10 protein-coding genes are annotated in these 16,901 nt (G+C 52.2%); 2 read left to right on the forward strand and 8 right to left on the reverse strand.

The genetic code is table 11. The features are described from left to right. Positions 1 to 174: 174 nt before the first annotated feature. Positions 175 to 1,248 carry a M42 family metallopeptidase gene (locus tag FCN15_RS02345; RefSeq protein WP_138493314.1) on the forward strand — a complete coding sequence of 358 codons (1,074 nt, stop codon included), beginning with the start codon at positions 175 to 177 and terminating at the stop codon, positions 1,246 to 1,248. Between the two features lie 121 nt (positions 1,249 to 1,369). Here FCN15_RS02345 and FCN15_RS02350 read toward each other — a convergent pair whose 3' ends face one another. Further along, the gene (locus FCN15_RS02350) at positions 1,370 to 3,403 is read right to left on the reverse strand and encodes a beta-galactosidase (protein ID WP_138493315.1); all 2,034 of its coding nucleotides are present in this window, start codon (positions 3,401 to 3,403) and stop codon (positions 1,370 to 1,372) included. A gap of 97 nt (positions 3,404 to 3,500) precedes the next feature. Here FCN15_RS02350 and FCN15_RS02355 point away from each other — a divergent pair, with 97 nt between their 5' ends. Next, complete coding sequence (locus tag FCN15_RS02355; protein WP_138493316.1) at positions 3,501 to 4,370, forward strand: helix-turn-helix transcriptional regulator; 870 nt, start codon at positions 3,501 to 3,503, stop codon at positions 4,368 to 4,370. A 155-nt stretch (positions 4,371 to 4,525) separates the two neighbouring features. Here FCN15_RS02355 and FCN15_RS02360 read toward each other — a convergent pair whose 3' ends face one another. From FCN15_RS02360 to yicI, 7 genes are all read right to left on the reverse strand, one after another. Further along, positions 4,526 to 5,869 carry a GH1 family beta-glucosidase gene (locus tag FCN15_RS02360; RefSeq protein ID WP_138493317.1) on the reverse strand — a complete coding sequence of 448 codons (1,344 nt, stop codon included), beginning with the start codon at positions 5,867 to 5,869 and terminating at the stop codon, positions 4,526 to 4,528. A gap of 98 nt (positions 5,870 to 5,967) precedes the next feature. Then, positions 5,968 to 8,430, reverse strand: a complete 2,463-nt coding sequence (locus FCN15_RS02365; RefSeq protein WP_138493318.1) for a glycoside hydrolase family 95 protein — start codon at positions 8,428 to 8,430, stop codon at positions 5,968 to 5,970. Positions 8,431 to 8,531: 101 nt separating this feature from the next. Continuing rightward, on the reverse strand, positions 8,532 to 10,250 hold the full coding sequence (locus tag FCN15_RS02370) for an ABC transporter substrate-binding protein (RefSeq protein ID WP_138493319.1): 1,719 nt from the start codon (positions 10,248 to 10,250) through the stop codon (positions 8,532 to 8,534). Between the two features lie 233 nt (positions 10,251 to 10,483). Further along, complete coding sequence (locus FCN15_RS02375; protein ID WP_138493320.1) at positions 10,484 to 11,386, reverse strand: carbohydrate ABC transporter permease; 903 nt, start codon at positions 11,384 to 11,386, stop codon at positions 10,484 to 10,486. A gap of 12 nt (positions 11,387 to 11,398) precedes the next feature. Beyond that, a complete protein-coding gene (locus tag FCN15_RS02380; RefSeq protein ID WP_138493437.1) occupies positions 11,399 to 12,442 on the reverse strand; it encodes an ABC transporter permease in 1,044 nt (347 codons plus the stop codon). A 150-nt stretch (positions 12,443 to 12,592) separates the two neighbouring features. Beyond that, positions 12,593 to 14,377, reverse strand: coding sequence for a cache domain-containing sensor histidine kinase (locus FCN15_RS02385; protein ID WP_238996465.1), 1,785 nt, complete (start codon positions 14,375 to 14,377; stop codon positions 12,593 to 12,595). Positions 14,378 to 14,562: 185 nt separating this feature from the next. After that, complete coding sequence (yicI, locus tag FCN15_RS02390; protein ID WP_138493321.1) at positions 14,563 to 16,881, reverse strand: alpha-xylosidase; 2,319 nt, start codon at positions 16,879 to 16,881, stop codon at positions 14,563 to 14,565. Between the last annotated feature and the right edge of the window lie 20 nt (positions 16,882 to 16,901).

The following is a 16,901-nucleotide window of genomic DNA, read 5'->3' on the forward strand; positions in this document are numbered from 1 at the left end:
TCTGTCTCGCATCCAGCTCCAGCATCCCAAGCCCTCCGCTTCCGGTATTCAGCTCCTGCTTACTTTATGCCGGAGAACCGGCTTCGGTGTATGTCCCCGGCCTGTTTTCCAAAATGGACATCCCGTTCTTCTTAGTTCATACTAGAATCATATTGAAAGGAGCGATTTGGCAATATGGAACAGAAGACGCTTGAATTGTTCAAACAGCTGACGGAATTCCCTTCCGTATCGGGTTTTGAGAGAGAGCTGCGCGGATTTGTGAAAGAAAAATTGTCCGCTTACACGGAGGAATTTGTGCAGGACCGGCTGGGAAGCTTGTTCGGTGTACTCCGCGGGGACGAGAACGGCCCTAAAGTCATGGTAGCCGGACATATGGACGAGGTCGGATTTATGGTATCGGGCATCACCGACAAAGGGATGATTACCTTCCAGCCGCTTGGCGGATGGTGGAGCCAGACGATTTTGGCCCAAAGACTTCAGGTGATCACGCCGAACGGTCCTATCAACGGAGTTGTAGGCTCTATTCCTACCCACCTGCTGGACGAAGCCCAGCGCAATAAACCCGTGGACATCAAGTCCATGTACCTGGACGTTGGGGCTGACAGCCGCGAAGAGGCAGAAAGCTTCGGCATCAAAATCGGCATGCAGATTGTGCCGGTCTGTGAATTTACGCCGCTCTCCAATCCGAAGAAAATTATGGCCAAAGCCTGGGACAACCGCTACGGAGTCGGTCTGGCGATTGAGCTGATGGAGAACCTGCATAAGGAAAAATTACCGAACGTGCTGTATGCCGGCGCAACGGTTCAGGAAGAACTGGGGCTGCGCGGCGCCCGTACTGCGGCTAATCTGATTCAGCCTGACGTCTTCTTCGCTCTGGATGCGAGTCCTGCGAACGATATGACAGGTGACCGCCAGGCATTTGGTCGGCTCGGAGACGGGGCGCTGCTCCGCATCTTCGATCCAGGCATGCTGACCCACCGCGGCATGGTGGAATATGTGGAGGATACGGCTTCCACGCACAAGATCAAATATCAATACTTTATTTCCAAGGGCGGCACGGACGCCGGACAGGTGCATCTCAGCGGCATCGGCGTACCGTCGGCCGTCATCGGCATCTGCTCGCGGTACATCCATACATCTTCTTCCATCATCCACACGGATGATTATGCAGCAGCCAAAGAGCTGATCACCAAGCTGGTGCGCGGGCTTGACCGGACTACGCTGAATACGATTCTGGAGCGGTCCTGAGGGAGCGGTTCTGAGGAAGCGGTTCTGAAGCGTTCAATTCCATCTCACAAAAAAGCAAACAGGCAGACCGGCGGATTCCCGCTGGTCTGCCCTTTTATTTTACACCTGCTGCCGCTGCTGTTTAGTCCGCCTGCTGCTCCAGGATCAGAACGCCGCGGCCCGGAACCGCGGCCGAGCCCTCAAGCACCGTATCGCCAAGCAGCTCCTTGTACCGGCTGCCGCCCAGATCAAGCTGGCACGCTTCTGCGTTATGATTCAGCACAAACAGGAAGCTTCTGCCGTCCTTGTACCGTTCGGCCGTTTCCACGCCTTCAGGTGTAGCAAGCAGCGGTTTGATTCCCTGCTCCTGACACAGGTTGGCAAGAAATTCCTTCATAAACCCGGCATCCGGACTGCTGGCTACATAATAAGCCTTGCCTTTGCCAAACGTATTGCGAGTCAGAACCGGCATGCCTTGATAAAAATCTTTGCCGTACTCCGCCAGCACCTCTGCGCCTTCCGAATGGATCAGGTCGCACATCAGGCCGCATTCGTAGCCGCCGCTCAGTCCGCCCCACTCGCCCTTCATGACAATCTCATTATGCTGGTCCGGGAACAAAGCGTCGATCTCCTCCGCCCAGATACCGAGCACCTTGCGAAGTTCTCCCGGATAACCGCCCAGCGTCACAATGTCATTCTCATTCACAATGCCGCTGAAGAAGGTGGTGACAAAGGTGCCGCCCGCTTCCACAAAGCGCTCCACTTTGTCCGCAAAGCCGGATTTCACCATGTACATCACAGGCGCAATGACCAGATCATATTTCGAAAAATCCTCCTCCACCCCGATCATGTCGGTCTGGATGTTCAGGTCAAACAACGCGTGATAGAACTTGTGAACCTCTTTCACATAGTCGAGCGCAACAGTAGGACCGCTTGTCAGGTCGGTTGCCCAGCGGTTCTCCCAGTCATACACGATGCCGACCTTCGCCCGGCTTCTCGAATCAAGAAGCGCGTCTCCAAGCTGCTGGAGCTCACGGCCCAGCTCGGCGCTTTCACGGAATACCCGGGTATGCTCGTGGCCGGCGTGCTCGATTACCGCGCCGTGGTATTTCTCGCAGGCGCCGACAGAGCGTCGGAGCTGGAAGAACATCACCGTGTCCGCGCCGCGCGCTACCGCCTGGTAGCTCCACAGACGCATGACGCCGGGACGCTTCAGCGAGTTGTAAGGCTGCCAGTTCTGCTGGCTCGGCGTCTGCTCCATCAGCATAAACGGCTGGCCGCTCTTCAGCCCGCGCATCAGATCATGCGTCATGGCCGTGAAGCTGACCGGCGTGTCCAGGGAAGGATAGTTGTCCCAAGACACGACATCCATATATTTGGCCCATTCAAAATAATTTAGCTCCGGATAGAAGCCCATCAGGTTCGTTGTGACCGGAATGTCGGGTGTATGCTGCTTGATCGCGTCATATTCGAGTTTGTAGCAGTCCAGAATACTCTCCGACATGAAACGGCGGTAATCCAAAGAGATCCCCTGGAAGTTTGTCAGGTTATGTCCCCATTCCTCGCTCAAATCGCTGGCCGGAACAATTTCTTCCCAATCGTAAAAAGTATGTCCCCAAAAGCGTGTGTTCCACGCTTTGTTCAAAGCATCTAGCGTGCCGTAACGCTCCTTGAGCCACACGCGGAACTCTGCCGCGCAGTTCTCGCAGTAGCACATGCCGCCGTATTCATTGGATACGTGCCAGATCAGCAGCGCAGGGTGATCTTTATAGCGCTCGGCGAGCCTGCCGGCAATGGCCGTGGAGAATCTGCGGTAAGCCGGGCTGTTCGGGCAGGAGTTATGGCGTCCGCCAAACTGACGCTTCAGCCCCTGCTTATCTACGCGGCGCACCTCGGGATACTGCCGGGCCATCCACGCCGGATGGGCGCCCGTGCTTGTAGCGAGGCAGACATAGGTTCCGCTGGCATAAAGGCGGTCCATCTGCTCGTCAAGCCATTCAAAGCTGTATTCATGCTCGCTCGGCTGATTCAGCGCCCAGGAGAAGACGTTGATGGTCGCCACATCAATGCCGGCCAGCTTAAACATTCTTTCGTCTTCTGTCCAGACCTCCGGCTCCCACTGCTCGGGATTGTAATCTCCGCCGTACCAGATTTTTGGCAGTTTGGAATTGATCATTTCAGGCTGCACATCCTTTTGTATATAATTATATTATCATTGTAGTACCGCTTTTATTAGCATTAAATATAAGATAATGGAGGTCCAATATAAGAATATGGAACTCACCGAATTATCCGAATTTTCCGAATTATCTCGGCTGCAGATTCCCCGGAGGTTCGTGTTCACCCCGGCAGTCGGGCAGTCGCTGCCTGTCGCGGTCGAAAGCGCCGGATTTAATCCGGATCAGGAGAAAATCAGCCGGCCGGAAGGCTATCCGCTGTACCACTGGATTCAAACCGCCGCAGGGTCAGGTTCCATCACTCTGGGCAGTGAGACCTTCAGCCTTCCCCCCGGCAGCGGTATGCTGCTGTTCCCGAATGCCGCGCATGCTTACCGCGCAGAAGATGAACCCTGGAGGACGCTTTATCTGACCTTTGGAGGCCCGGCCGCTGCCAAAATTGTTGCCTCGTTTGGCATCCAGGAATCCGCCTTCTTCAGCTGGGAAGAGGAATCCGGTATAAGCGATTTCCTATATGGCATGCTGGAGAGGCTTGAAGCAGGAGAAGACACCTTCGGCCTGGAGGCTTCGGCTGATGCTTACCGTTTTGTGGGTCTGCTCAGCAAATACGGGAGTCTCCACCACAACAAGGCGACTGCTAAAAATCTGGAGAAATTGCAGCCGCTGCTGCACTGGATGGATATTCACTATTGCAGCCCGGAGGTCGGGTTGAACGATTTTGCCGGGGTATTAGGCGTATCCGGCCGGCACCTCAACAGCCTGTTTCGGCAGACCTTCGGCGTTTCCCCGTACGCCTATTTTCTGCAGATTAGGCTGCGCAAAGCGAAAGAGCTGCTTGCCGGAACAAGAGGCAGCACGATTGCAGAGATCGCTGCCGCCTCCGGCTTCCGCGATCCCAGCCATTTTATCGCCACCTTCCGCAAGGCGATCGGCATGACGCCGGACCAGTTCCGGCGCCTGCACTAATACCGGCCGGCGGCCACCGGCACCATCGGCAAGGCCTCGATTTCCGGCCGCCGGCAGGGCGCCGATTTCCCAGCATGGACGGCTGCCCGGCCAAAGGAAAACACCGTTCTTGCCAGCGCATGAACGGTGTTATTTTTCCAAGATGAAAGGCTTGTCTATACTTCGAGCACGCCTGTCTTAACAATATTGCTGTACCAATAATAGCTGTCCTTCGGAATCCGCTCGAAGGTTTCATAATTCACGTAGACCAGGCCGAACCGCATGTTGTAGCCCTCTGCCCATTCAAAATTGTCGAGCAAAGACCAGGCCATATAACCCTTAATATTGACGCCGTCGTTAATGGCACGGTGCAGGGACACAAGATGCTGACGCAGATAATGAGTCCGGCGGTCATCGTGAACGCGGCCTTCCTCCGGTCCGTTGTTGATGCAGGCTCCATTTTCCGTAATATAGATCGGCAGATCGCCGTATTTGTTCTGAATGTATTTCAAGGAGTCATAGAAGCCGACCGGATCCAGCGGCCAGCCGATGTCCGTGCGCTCATATCCCATGTTCATCTCTTCATTTTCCAGCAGGCCAGCATCCGGATTGTAGCGGTCGATGCTGGCGGAATAATAGTTGCCGCCGATAAAGTCGATCGGACGCTGGATCAGCTCCATATCGCCAGGCTGAACCGGTGGCTGAGCTCCATTTTTGGCAAATACGTCAAGCAGATTCTGCGGATAATGACCGAAGAAAATCGGATCCAGGAAGTAGTCAAAGGTCCACATAATCCGGCGCAGGCAGACTTCCTTGTCTTCCGGACGGCTGCTGTAAGGCACGGACCACGTAATATTCGGGGCAATCCCGATTTCACCCTCCAGGTTAAGGCTGCGGAAGAGCTCAACCGTCTTCCCATGCGCAAGCAAGGTATGGTGGGCAACATTTACAGCAAGCTGGAGATCGGTAAATCCCGGTGCGTGCACGCCGATATAGTTGGAGAGGAAGGAGCTGCACCAGGGCTCGTTAAACGTAATCCATTTCTTGATCTTGCCGCCGAATTCGGTAAACATCGTTCTCGCAAACTCCACAAAAGCATCCGCCGTTGCGCGGTTGTCCCAGCCGCCTTCATCCTGAAGCGCCTGCGGGAGATCCCAGTGATACAAGGTGCAGAATGGCTCAATCCCGGCAGCCAGCAGTCCGTCTACCAGGCGGTGATAATAATCCAGTCCTTCCCGGTTAACCTCGCCGCGTCCCTGCGGGTAAATGCGCGGCCAGGCGATGGAGAACCGGTAAGTCGATGCGCCCATCTCCTTCAGGAGCTGGATGTCCTCTTCGTAACGGTGATAGCTGTCGCAGGCGGTATCTCCGGTGTCGCCGTTCTTGACTCTTCCTGGAGTCTTCGAGAACGTATCCCAGATGGACGGCGCGCGTCCGCCTTCATTTGCGGCACCTTCGATTTGATAAGAGGCGGTCGCAGCTCCCCAGCTGAAACCGCTTGGAAATTTATAGGTCGTCATGATATCCTCCCCAGTTAGTTGGCAAACTCATTCAATTATTAGTTCATTCTTTAGTTCATACATTCGTTAGTTCATACATTCGCTAGTTCGTTCGCTCGTTAGTTCGCTGCCGGTACAATATGGTAGGTGCGGCCCGCCTGGACTTCAAAGACGATTTCCGTCACAGCGCCCGTTGCGGAACTATTGCCGGAGACCCCGCGGTCACTGGCGATTGATACGGTAAACTCCGTATTTAGAAGCTCAACCCCGTCCCCTGCCTCAGCAGAAACCTTGACGGTTACGCCTTCCCTGTACCGAAGCCTGCAGACGCCTGAACGGGAAGCCTGAATCTCGGCCTTCGCCAGCTTACCGCCGCTCCACTGCAGATCTACCGTATAGCCGCCGCGGGCTCTAAGCCCAGAAATGCTGCCTTCCTGCCAATCGGCCGGAAGCGCCGGCAGCAGGTGTATCGTACCGCCGTGGCTTTGCAGCAGCATCTCAGCGATTCCGGCGCTGCCGCCAAAATTCCCGTCGATCTGGAACGGCGGATGCTCATCGAACAGGTTAGGATAAGTTGAGCGGGATAACAGCGTTCTTACAAAGCTGTATGCCTTCTCCCCATCCTGCAGACGGGCATGCAGATTGATCAGCCACGCGCAGCTCCAGCCGGTATGGCCTCCGCCCTGCGCTACCCGGCTGTCCAGCGACTTCCGGGCCGCTGCTGCAAGCTCCGGCGTATCTTCCGGCGTAATGGATTCGCCTGGATACAAGCCGTACAAATGAGACACATGACGATGCCCGGGCTCCGATTCGGGAAAATCCACGCTCCACTCCCGCAGCCGGCCGTCAGGTGCAATTCCCGGCAAAGCAAGGCGTCCTGCCGCCTGCCGCACTTCCTCAAGCCAGTCCTCATCAGCTTCTAAGACGGCGGCAGCCTGCTGACAGATTTCAAACAGCTCCGCAATCATACTCATATCCATCGCCGTTCCGGCAGAAACACTGCAGGGCTCCCCGTCCGGGGTGAGGAATTTGTTCTCAGGCGAGGTGGAAGGTGCGGTAGTCAGGCGGCCATCCGGTCCTTCAACCAGCCAGTCCAGCGCAAACAATGCGGCACCTTTAAGTAATGGCAAAGCCGTGGTCCGTAAATAATCCTCATCCGGCTGGAACAGATAATGTTCCCACAGATGCCGGCACAGCCAGATGCCGCTCATCGGCCAAAACGCCCAGCTCGCTTCCCCGTCCGACGGACCTGAAGAACGCCATAAATCCACGTTATGGTGGGCTGTCCAGCCGCGGGCTCCATAATGAATCCGTGCGGTCCGGGCTCCGGTTACGCTCAGATCCTGAATCAGGTCAAATAGCGGCTCATGGCATTCGCTCAAATTGCAGACTTCAGCGTGCCAGTAGTTCATTTCTGTGTTGATGTTTGTCGTATAGTTGCTGTTCCAAGGCGGCTGCACATGCGGATTCCAGATGCCCTGGAGGTTGGCCGGCTGGGTGCCGGGTCTGGAACTGCCCATCAGCAAATAGCGGCCATATTGAAAATAGAGCGCCTCCAGCTGCGGGTCGCTTTCGCCGTTGCGGTAGCGCACAAGCCGCTCATCCGTCGGCAGCTTCTCCCCTTCGGAGGAGGAGCCAAGATCCAGTGATACGCGGCGGAATAATCTGCGGTGGTCCTCCAGATGCCGCTGCTTCAGCTGCTGGATTCCCAGCTGCGCAGCAGCGCGCAGCGTCTCGCTGTTGCGCAGCTCCCAGTCCGGATTAGCGCCGGGCTGCTGCGCAAACCCTGAAAAATTCGTTTCCGCTGCGAGCAGCAGCGTCACCTTGTTCGCTCCGGCGATCTGCAGTACGCCGTCCGGCTGAACAGCCGCCGTACCGGAATCCAGAATCGCCTGAACCCGCACTTCAAAGGCAAGGCCAAGGCCATCCTCGTACAGAACAGACTGCGGATGGTTGCCCAAATAATTATCCGCCACATGGCTCGGAGCTTGACCGGTCATCACCAGGTGGCCGTTTGCCCCATCATGTGTCCGGTACTGCAGCGGTGAATCCAAGGTTACCTTTAGCCCGAATGGCTGAGGCCCTTCAGTCTCCAGATGCACAACCAGCACTTGATCTGCCGCGCTCACAAATACTTCCCGTTTAAATACGGCTCCGCCAATCCGATAGGTGGTCTGGGCAATCCCTGTATCCAGATCAAGGTCCCGCCAGTAATCCTGGATCTCTGGGCCCTCTTCTGCTCCTAAGTGAACCAAATGCAGGTCTCCCACCGGCAGATAAGACTCGGTACGGCGGCCGAGCATTTTCTGATCGATCAGGGATTCCGCCTGCTTGTATTTCCCGCTGAATATAAGTTCCCTGGCCTGCCCCAGATATCTGATGGCTTCATAGTTGGCGTTATCGCGGGGAAAGCCGGACCAAAGCGTATCCTCATTCAAGGAAATTGTCTCGCTCACGGCTCCCCCGTAAACCATGCCGCCAATCCGCCCATTGCCCACCGGAAGGGCTTCTTCCCAGCGGGAAGCCGGCTGCGTATATTGAAGCTTCCATTCCTGAAGCTTCCATTCCTGAATCTTCGTCATAGGGTTTCTCTCCACTCCCAACCATACCTGTATTTACAGCAAAGGCCCGAACCAGATGGCGGGCCTTTTGCTGCAATATTCTGCTGATTTGTTTGTGTCTCTTATTGAACGTCTTTGCCTGTGAAGAGCGATACTCTCTTCTTAACAAGCTCAGTGTACTCGGCTTCCATATCTTTGGCGCCAGCTTTGTCCAGTTCAGCCAGGAATGCATCGTAAACCTTGTCAAAGTCAGCTGGTTTAGCCAATACCGCTTCAGGAATCCGTTTGCGGATGATATCTTGTGTTTTTTGGTAAATCACTTGGTAGTCACCGTCTGTAGGAACAGCCATGTTGTAAAGTGCGCCCCAGTCTTTAACAGGGAGATCTTTTTCAGATGGGAACAGGTCTTTCCAAGTTGTAGCACTGTAAGCTTTCAAAGCGTCTTTCTCAGACTGCGAGTAGCTGGCAACGATTTGGTCTGGGAAGTTCGTTGTGTAGTAGTTGCCAGAAGAGTCTTTCACGCCGTCACCGTAGTGAGGACCAAATACGTTGTACAGGCCAACACCTGTTTCTTTAGCAAAGTTGTTAGCGTCGTTAACTTTTCTGTCTTGAACTTCAGCTGGGATTACGCGTTGACCGTTGGCATCAACAGTGTATTGTTTGCCTTCGACGCCCCAGTTTCTGAGCACTTGACCTTCATCGGAAGCGAGCCAGTCAATGAACTTGATCGCACGAACCGGATCTTTACATGCAGTAGTGATCGCGATACCGTATCCGTCAAGACCAACGGATTGCATTTCATGATCTTGAGTAGAGCTGTCTACTTGTACTGGGAAGTGACCATAAGTGTAGTCGTCCTTGCCAGCTGTTTTCAGAGCGTTCTCAGCATTTTGATATTCCCATTCCTGAGAAATCAGACCAAGTACGCGTCCACTGGAAATCTTCGCTTGATATTGGTCGTCTTTTTGTACAAATGTGTCTTTATCAAGCAGGCCTTCGTTGTACATTTTGTTCAGCCAGCGGAAATATTCTTTCTCTTCTGAACGTTTGTAGTGGAGCATTGCATCATAAGTTTCTGGGTTTACATAGTATTCGCCGTCGTCAGGAGCGCCAGTTGCAATAAACGCTGGGTTTGTTACTGTGATCATGATTTTCCAGTCGTCAGCGTTAAGTGTCAAAGGAATAGTTGGCTGTCCGTCAGTAGTTGGGTGTTTAGCTACGTATTGTTTCAGAACATTTTCGTAGTCATCCAAAGTTTTGATCTGCGGGTAGCCCAGTTCTTTCAGAACGCGGAGCTGTACTTCGAAACCGCCAGTTGCATCAAAGTATTGGTTATCTACACCAACGTTTGTTGGAATTTGATAAATGGATTGATCTTCGTTGCTGTATTTCAAACGGTTCATGCTGTCTTGCATCAGAGCTTTGATGTGAGGAGCATATTTATCGATCAGGTCTGTCAAGTCAATTACGGCGCCCGCATCAACAAGCTTGGAAAGCTCGCCTTTAGAATAAATCAGGTCAGGATACTGGCCGCTGGCTGCCATCAGAGCAATTTTACTCTGGCCGCCGCCGCTGCCTACATCATATTCCGCATCGATCGTAACGCCGGTTTTTGCTGTAATCTCTTTACCCACATCATCCTGCATGTTATTCCAGTTCGGGCTTGTATCCGCACCGAAGAAACTGAAAGTAATCGGTGATGTGTCGTCGGTTGCACTAGCGTTAGAACCATTGGAAGAAGCGTTACTTGCATTGTTATTATTGCCGCCTCCGCAGCCGCTCAGCAGGAGAACGCCAGCCAGAGTCAGTACTGCAAGTGATTTTGGATTTCTCCACTTCATACTACTTTCCCCCTAGAAAATTATATAGTGCCTATATTGTACATCAGGCTTGGCCTGGATATACCAAACTTAAGGTGAAGCGTCAAGAATTTCAAAAGCCTGTGACCGCTTACAAGTAAGGGTTTACATGATAGCTTTAAAAAAATTCTTTAATCTGCTTGCCCCGGAACTTTCATCCGGAGCAAGCAGAATCAAACCATCTACTTCTAATATCGACAATACTCGACAGATTGTTAAGCTTTTACCGCACCGAGCGTCATACCGCCTACAAAATATTTTTGCAGGAACGGATAAACAATCAGGATTGGAAGAGTAACGACAATTGTAATCGCCATTTTAATGGATTCTGGTGACACGTTAGCCATCTGGTTAGCCAGATCGTTGGCGTTTGTCATCGCACTGCCCTGCTGTGTACTGTCAAGAATCTTCATGAGCTCATACTGCAGGGTTGTCAGGCTTGCCTTGTTACCGTTGTACAAGTAAGTGTCAAACCAGGAGTTCCATTGTCCTACCGCCAGGAACAAAGCAATGGTCGCAAGCACCGGCTTACAAAGCGGAAGGATGATCTTGTAATAGATAACGAAGTCATTGGCACCGTCAAGCTTGGCTGATTCCTGCAGCGCATAAGGCAAGCCGTCGATAAAGGAACGGATAACGAATACGTTGAAGGCACTTACCATACCCGGCAGGATATAAACGCTGAATGTACCGAGCAGGTGCAGGTCACGCATCAGAATGTAAACAGGCACCATACCGCCGGAGAAATACATCGTCATCGCAAGGAAGACCGAAACAAATTTGCGGCTTCTGAAGTCAGGACGACTGAGCGTGAAAGCCAGCATTGAAGAACTGAGCAGGCCCAGCAGGGTACCGATCACCGTACGAAGAATTGAGATTTTGAAGCCTTGAATCAAAGAAGTATATCCGAAGATCGTCTTATAATTTTCCCAAGTAAATTCTCTTGGCCAGATGTATATACCGCCCCGAACCGTATCGGTTGAATCGTTAAGCGAAATCGCCAGCACGTTTAGGAACGGATACAGCGTTATCACAAGCACCAAGCCGAGAATGATGTAGTTCACTACGTCAAATGCCCGCTCGCCCTTGGTTGCATTAAATGCTTTGCTGCTTGCCATCTTCTCCACCTCCTACATGATGCTTTCTTTCGCGAATTTTTTGAACAAACCGTTGACGGTAAAGAGCAGGATAATACTGATAACCGAGTTAAACATGGAGATTGCCGTACCATAAGAGAAGTGGGCAATTTTAATACCATAGTTCAAGGCATACAGGTCGAGCACCTGCGAATAGTCTGTGACCAAGCTGTTGCCGAGGAGCATCTGCTTCTCGAAGCCGATACTGAGCAAGTGACCAATGGACATAATGAACAGTACCATGATTGTCGAGCGGATACCCGGAAGGGTAATGTTCCAGATTTGTCTGAAACGTCCAGCCCCGTCCACACGGGAGGCTTCATAAAGCTCTTTATCAATACCGGTGATCGCCGCGAGATAAATAATCGCGTTCCAGCCGGTTTCTTTCCAAACATCTGAAGCGGTTACAATTCCCCAGAACCAGTTCCCTTTTGCCATAAACTGAATCGGCTCGCTGATAATATGAAGATGCACGAGAATCTGGTTGATCACACCATCAATCGAAAGAAGGTTGGAGATAATCCCCGCAACGACTACCCACGATACAAAGTGAGGCAGATACGAAACGGTTTGTGTAACCCGCTTAAAGGCCATACCGCGCAGTTCATTCAGCAGAATCGCGAATACGATCGGCACGATAAAACCGAAGATCAGACCCAGCACACTCATTGCCAGGGTGTTTCTCAGTACCAGATAGAACTGGTCATCATGGAACAGCTTGACGAAGTTATCGAAACCTACCCACTTCTGTTCACTGAACGACTTGGCAGGCTTATAATTCTGAAATGCCATTGTCCAGCCCCAAAGCGGCAGGTAGTTAAAAACAAACAACCAAATGACAAAAGGTAACGACATAAGATACAAGTACTTTTGCTGCGCAATACTTCTCAAGACTCCACCGCGTTTCTTGGGCGGCAATCCGTTTGCGCTTTCATTTCCAGGTAAATTCGAATGCTTTCGGAACCGATCTGAACCAGATTTCTTATTCTTGCTTTGTTCCGTAGGCACAGAGGATACGCTCTCGTTTGCGGATGACATGTTCGCTGTTAGCGTTTCCATTGTATGACTCCCCCTCTCTGCTATGTCCTTATTGTAGCGTGAAAGGGCTTTCGGAAATACCCGACAGATTTGTGATAAAACCATATAAAAATTAGAGGTGTCACTAAAAAATCAGAGTTTTCCGATCCCCTACAGAAGAGCCAAAGGGATCGAAAAACTCATGCATGTGCCTTGCCCGTATTTACTTTCAATAACCAGTCCGCTGTTCTCCCCATAAGATAAAGTGAGGCGCTGATGGACATTGCGGAGTCCAATCCGGTTATTCTTATTCTCCTCTTCGGGTCCGGAGATCGACGCCAGCACCTCGCTTAGCTTCTCCGGCGTCATGCCGCTGCCATTATCCTCCACGCTGACTTGAAGGTCATCGCCCGCGATCTTCAAATTCACCGTTACTTCTACGACTCCATCCTTATTCTCCAGGCCATGAACAACGGCATTCTCAACCAGCGGCTGGACAATGAGTGCAGGAAGCCTGAGCATCTTCGCTTCCGGATCTACATTTAATGTAAATTCAAGCCTGTCCTCATACCGGAATCGCTGGATTTCCAGATAAGAAGAAACGATCTCCATCTCATTCTGCAGCGTCGTTTTTTCCCTGCCGACCTCGAGATTTTTGCGCATCAGCTTGCCCAGCAGCCTCACGACGTTGGCCAGTTCCTTCTCGCCTTTCAAATAGGCGTTCATCCGGATCGACTCCAGGGCGTTAAACAGAAAATGAGGATTAATCTGGCTGGCCATCATCTTCAGCTTGATCTCCCGTTGTGCAATTTCAAGCTGGTTGTTCTGTTCCGTCGTTTCGACGACCTGTCTCATCAGCTGGCCGATGCTTTCCACCATATAGTTGAACTGGCGGGCCAATTGTCCGATTTCATCAGTACCGTCGATTTGGGAGACAACATTCAGGTTCCCCATGGCCAGCTTGTTAAAGCGCCGGCTGAGCAGCAGCAGCCGCTTTGTGGTCAGAATAGAAACCGTATAGACAAAGAACAGCGCAAACAGCAGAACCAGCAGGATGATCAGAAGTCCGCCCAGACTGACCTTATTTGCTCCCTTTACAATGCTCTGGGTTTCAAATACCGAAATAACCTTGAGGCTGTTAAGGCTTGCTTCCGGATAAACTACGTCTAACACAACATAGGAATCTTTATTGTCGATTTCCTTCTTATATGTTCCTTTATCCATGCTTCCAAAGTTGTTATTAAAGCCGATGTCCTCCAGCTTCTTGCCGACCATTTCCGGATTCTTGGCCGCAACCACGTACCCCTGTTCATCGGCAATTACCGTTTCGAACGGCTCCTGCACCAGCAGCCGGTTCAATTCAGACTGGTTCATGACAACCATCAGCACGGCCGAGTCGCGGGAGTCATGGATAGGCACCTGCCGGAGCAGAGTCAGCCGGTTGACAGGCGAGCCCTCGCTGCCCGTTATATAGAGCCAGCTGCCGACCTTCGTTTTCACCGCTTTCTTATACCACACCGTTTCCTTCATTTCGGGCGTCAGCGGAATAATCTCCTGATTGTTGACAAGAGTCGGGTTGTTATAATAAATGCGGATTCCGGAAATCTCGCGGTACTGATTCTTGTAATCCCGGAAGTCTGTAAAATTCAAATAAGCTTTGGTCAGCTCCAGCGTATCTGAATACCGGGTGCTTACGACTTTCTTCATCTCACTGTCAAGCAGCAGCAAATCCGATACATTCTGCGGAATCTTCAGCATGTTCTCCATCTGCATCGTAATCCGCTCAACGTTGTTCGTCGCCTGTTCGACGGCCCTTTCAAGCGTCTGCTCACGGAAATAATAAGTTATGGCCGAGCCCACGATCAGAACCGGAATCATGACGATCAGGACATACGAGACGAGAAGTTTATGTTTAAGCTTCAGATTATTTGTTTTTTGTATGAGTTTATCCAGCAATGCCTGTGCCCCCTGCTCTTCGAGAAGCGCTTACAACAGCGCCCAAGCTGATCAGCCTTCTTCAACCCCGCTGACTTTCCCAACATTATAGCATACTGCTGCCCTGCCTTCCTGAAAAAGAGAAATCCGCGGCCGCCTGCTTGGAGGGGCGGCGGCCGCGGATTATCATTACATTATAACAAATACTATTTAAGCGTAATGGTCAAAGCAGCTGATCCATCAAACGCCGGAACATGAATCTTGCCGTCTGTCAGCTCCCCGCCTTGAACGGATGCGATTTCACCAGCACCGCCCAGCGAGACGATAAACGGTTTGCCAGCGCCTTCCGCTTTGATCGTTAACGTTTGGCCTTCCAGCGAAGCTGTTACCGTCAATTCGGTTTCGCCCTTCATATTCGGCACGCTGCGGCTCGCGGAAGCTCCCTGCTGGAGATTGTATACCGCAAGCTCGACGCCGTCCGCATAATCATAATCCGGACGGGTATTGTTTGCACCCAAGGCAAGAATGGTATTCTGACGGACAAACAATGGAAGACTCAGGAAATCATAAGTTTCCTTGAACCATTTGCCGCCTTGAACCGTTTCCCCTGTGAGCAGATGACTCCAGCTGCCCTCCGGCAGATAGTAAGTCACCTTGCCTTCTTCACTGAATACCGGTGCCACCAGCAGCGCATCACCCAGCATGTACTGGCGGTCAAGCAGGTCAGCCGTTGGTTCCTCAGGGAATTCAAGCAGCATAGGTCTCATCACCGGTACGCCGAGCTTGGAAGCTTCCACGGCTTTACCGAACAGGTAAGGCATCAGCTGGCATTTCAGCTTAGTAAATTTGCGGGTAACTTCCACAGACTCTTCATCGTAAGCCCAAGGCACCCGGTAGGAAGTGCTGCCGTGCAGGCGGCTGTGGCTGGAGAGCAGCCCGAATTGCAGCCAGCGTTTGAATACATGAGTTGGCGCTGTATTCTCAAAACCTCCGATGTCATGGCTCCAGAAGCCGAAGCCGCTAAGGCCCAGCGACAAGCCTCCGCGCAGGCTCTCCGCCATCGACTCGTAGTCTGCGTAGCAGTCGCCGCCCCAGTGAACCGGGAACTTCTGGCCGCCGGCTGTAGCGGAACGGGCAAACACAGCCGCTTCGCCTTCCCCGAGCTTCTCCTTCAGCGTTTCAAATACAACTTCATTGTAGAGATAAGTGTAGTAGTTGTGCATTTTCTCAGGATCGGAGCCGTCGTGATAAACCACGTCAACCGGAATCCGCTCGCCGAAGTCTGTCTTGAAGCTGTCAACGCCCATGTCAACCAGATCTCTCAGATAACCGGCAAACCATTCGCAGGCTTCAGGGTTCGTGAAGTCCACAAGCGCCATGCCCGGCTGCCACAGGTTAACCTGCCAGACGTCGCCGTTTGGCTTCTTCACCAGATAACCGCGCTCTTTGCCTTCCGCAAACAGACGGGATCTTTGTGCGATATAAGGGTTGATCCAGACGCAAACCTTCAGCCCTTTGGCTTTCAGGCGCTGCAGCATGCCTGCAGGATCCGGAAATACACGCTCATCCCATTTGAAATCCGTCCAGTGGAAATCGCGCATCCAGAAGCAGTCGAAATGGAATACGTGCAGCGGCAGATCCCGCTCGGCCATGCCGTCAACAAAGGAATTAACCGTCTCTTCATCATAATTCGTTGTGAAAGAGGTAGACAGCCACAGGCCAAACGTCCAAGCTGGAGGAAGCGCCGGTTTACCCGTGAGATTCGTATATTTTTCCAGAACGCCTTTCGGATCCGGACCATCAATCACGAAATATTCGAGCGACTGCCCAAGCGCGCTGAACTGCACTTTCTTCACTTTCTCGGAAGCAACCTCAAAGGATACGCCGCCCGGACAGTTCACAAATACACCGTAACCTTTGTTTGTTACATAGAATGGGATATTCTTATAGGCCTGCTCGGAGCTTGTTCCGCCGTCCTTGTTCCAGATATCGACAACCTGTCCGTTCTTCTGGAAGGCTGTAAAGCGTTCGCCAAGACCGTACACGTATTCGCCGACGCTGAGATCAAGCTCTTCACGCATATAAACATTGCCTTCGCTGTCTTGCACATGCGCTCCCGCTTTATATCCGCTGCCTGTAATCCGTTCGTTTCCTCTATAGAAAGCAAAGGAGAAGTGGGTGCCCTTGCTGATTCTTACGCTCAAATTACCGCTTGTGAGAACCGCCTCTTCATCGTTCTCCGTAATCACCGCATGGCTGTCATCTGCTGCACTGAGTTCGAAGTGTGGACCTGTGTCGCGGACACCGTCAAAATGAACCCATTTTACGCCGATTACTCCTGGAGCAGGAGCGTGGAATTTAGCTGTCAGCAGAACACCGTTGATCGTGTCCGCACGTCCTGTAAGAGGATGCGCCGCCACATACGCGTTAAGCGTATTGCCTTCCTTCTCCACCTCATGAAGCTGCACTGCCGGAATGATTGTATAACCTTCCCGGACCAACCAGTTGCCATCCGTAAATTTCATCTTTGATCACACTGCCCTTT

Source organism: Paenibacillus pinistramenti, assembly GCF_005869875.1.
Lineage (GTDB): Bacteria > Bacillota > Bacilli > Paenibacillales > Paenibacillaceae > Fontibacillus > Fontibacillus pinistramenti.

Excerpts from the sequence above, each read along its gene's own strand:
- FCN15_RS02365 (WP_138493318.1), bottom strand. The coding sequence starts at position 8,430 with ATGACGAAGATTCAGGAATGGAAGCTTCAGGAATGGAAGCTTCAATAT.
- FCN15_RS02360 (WP_138493317.1), bottom strand. The coding sequence starts at position 5,869 with ATGACGACCTATAAATTTCCAAGCGGTTTCAGCTGGGGAGCTGCGACC.
- FCN15_RS02345 (WP_138493314.1), top strand. The coding sequence starts at position 175 with ATGGAACAGAAGACGCTTGAATTGTTCAAACAGCTGACGGAATTCCCT.
- FCN15_RS02350 (WP_138493315.1), bottom strand. The coding sequence starts at position 3,403 with ATGATCAATTCCAAACTGCCAAAAATCTGGTACGGCGGAGATTACAAT.
- FCN15_RS02370 (WP_138493319.1), bottom strand. The coding sequence starts at position 10,250 with ATGAAGTGGAGAAATCCAAAATCACTTGCAGTACTGACTCTGGCTGGC.
- FCN15_RS02380 (WP_138493437.1), bottom strand. The coding sequence starts at position 12,442 with ATGTCATCCGCAAACGAGAGCGTATCCTCTGTGCCTACGGAACAAAGC.
- yicI (WP_138493321.1), bottom strand. The coding sequence starts at position 16,881 with ATGAAATTTACGGATGGCAACTGGTTGGTCCGGGAAGGTTATACAATC.
- FCN15_RS02375 (WP_138493320.1), bottom strand. The coding sequence starts at position 11,386 with ATGGCAAGCAGCAAAGCATTTAATGCAACCAAGGGCGAGCGGGCATTT.
- FCN15_RS02355 (WP_138493316.1), top strand. The coding sequence starts at position 3,501 with ATGGAACTCACCGAATTATCCGAATTTTCCGAATTATCTCGGCTGCAG.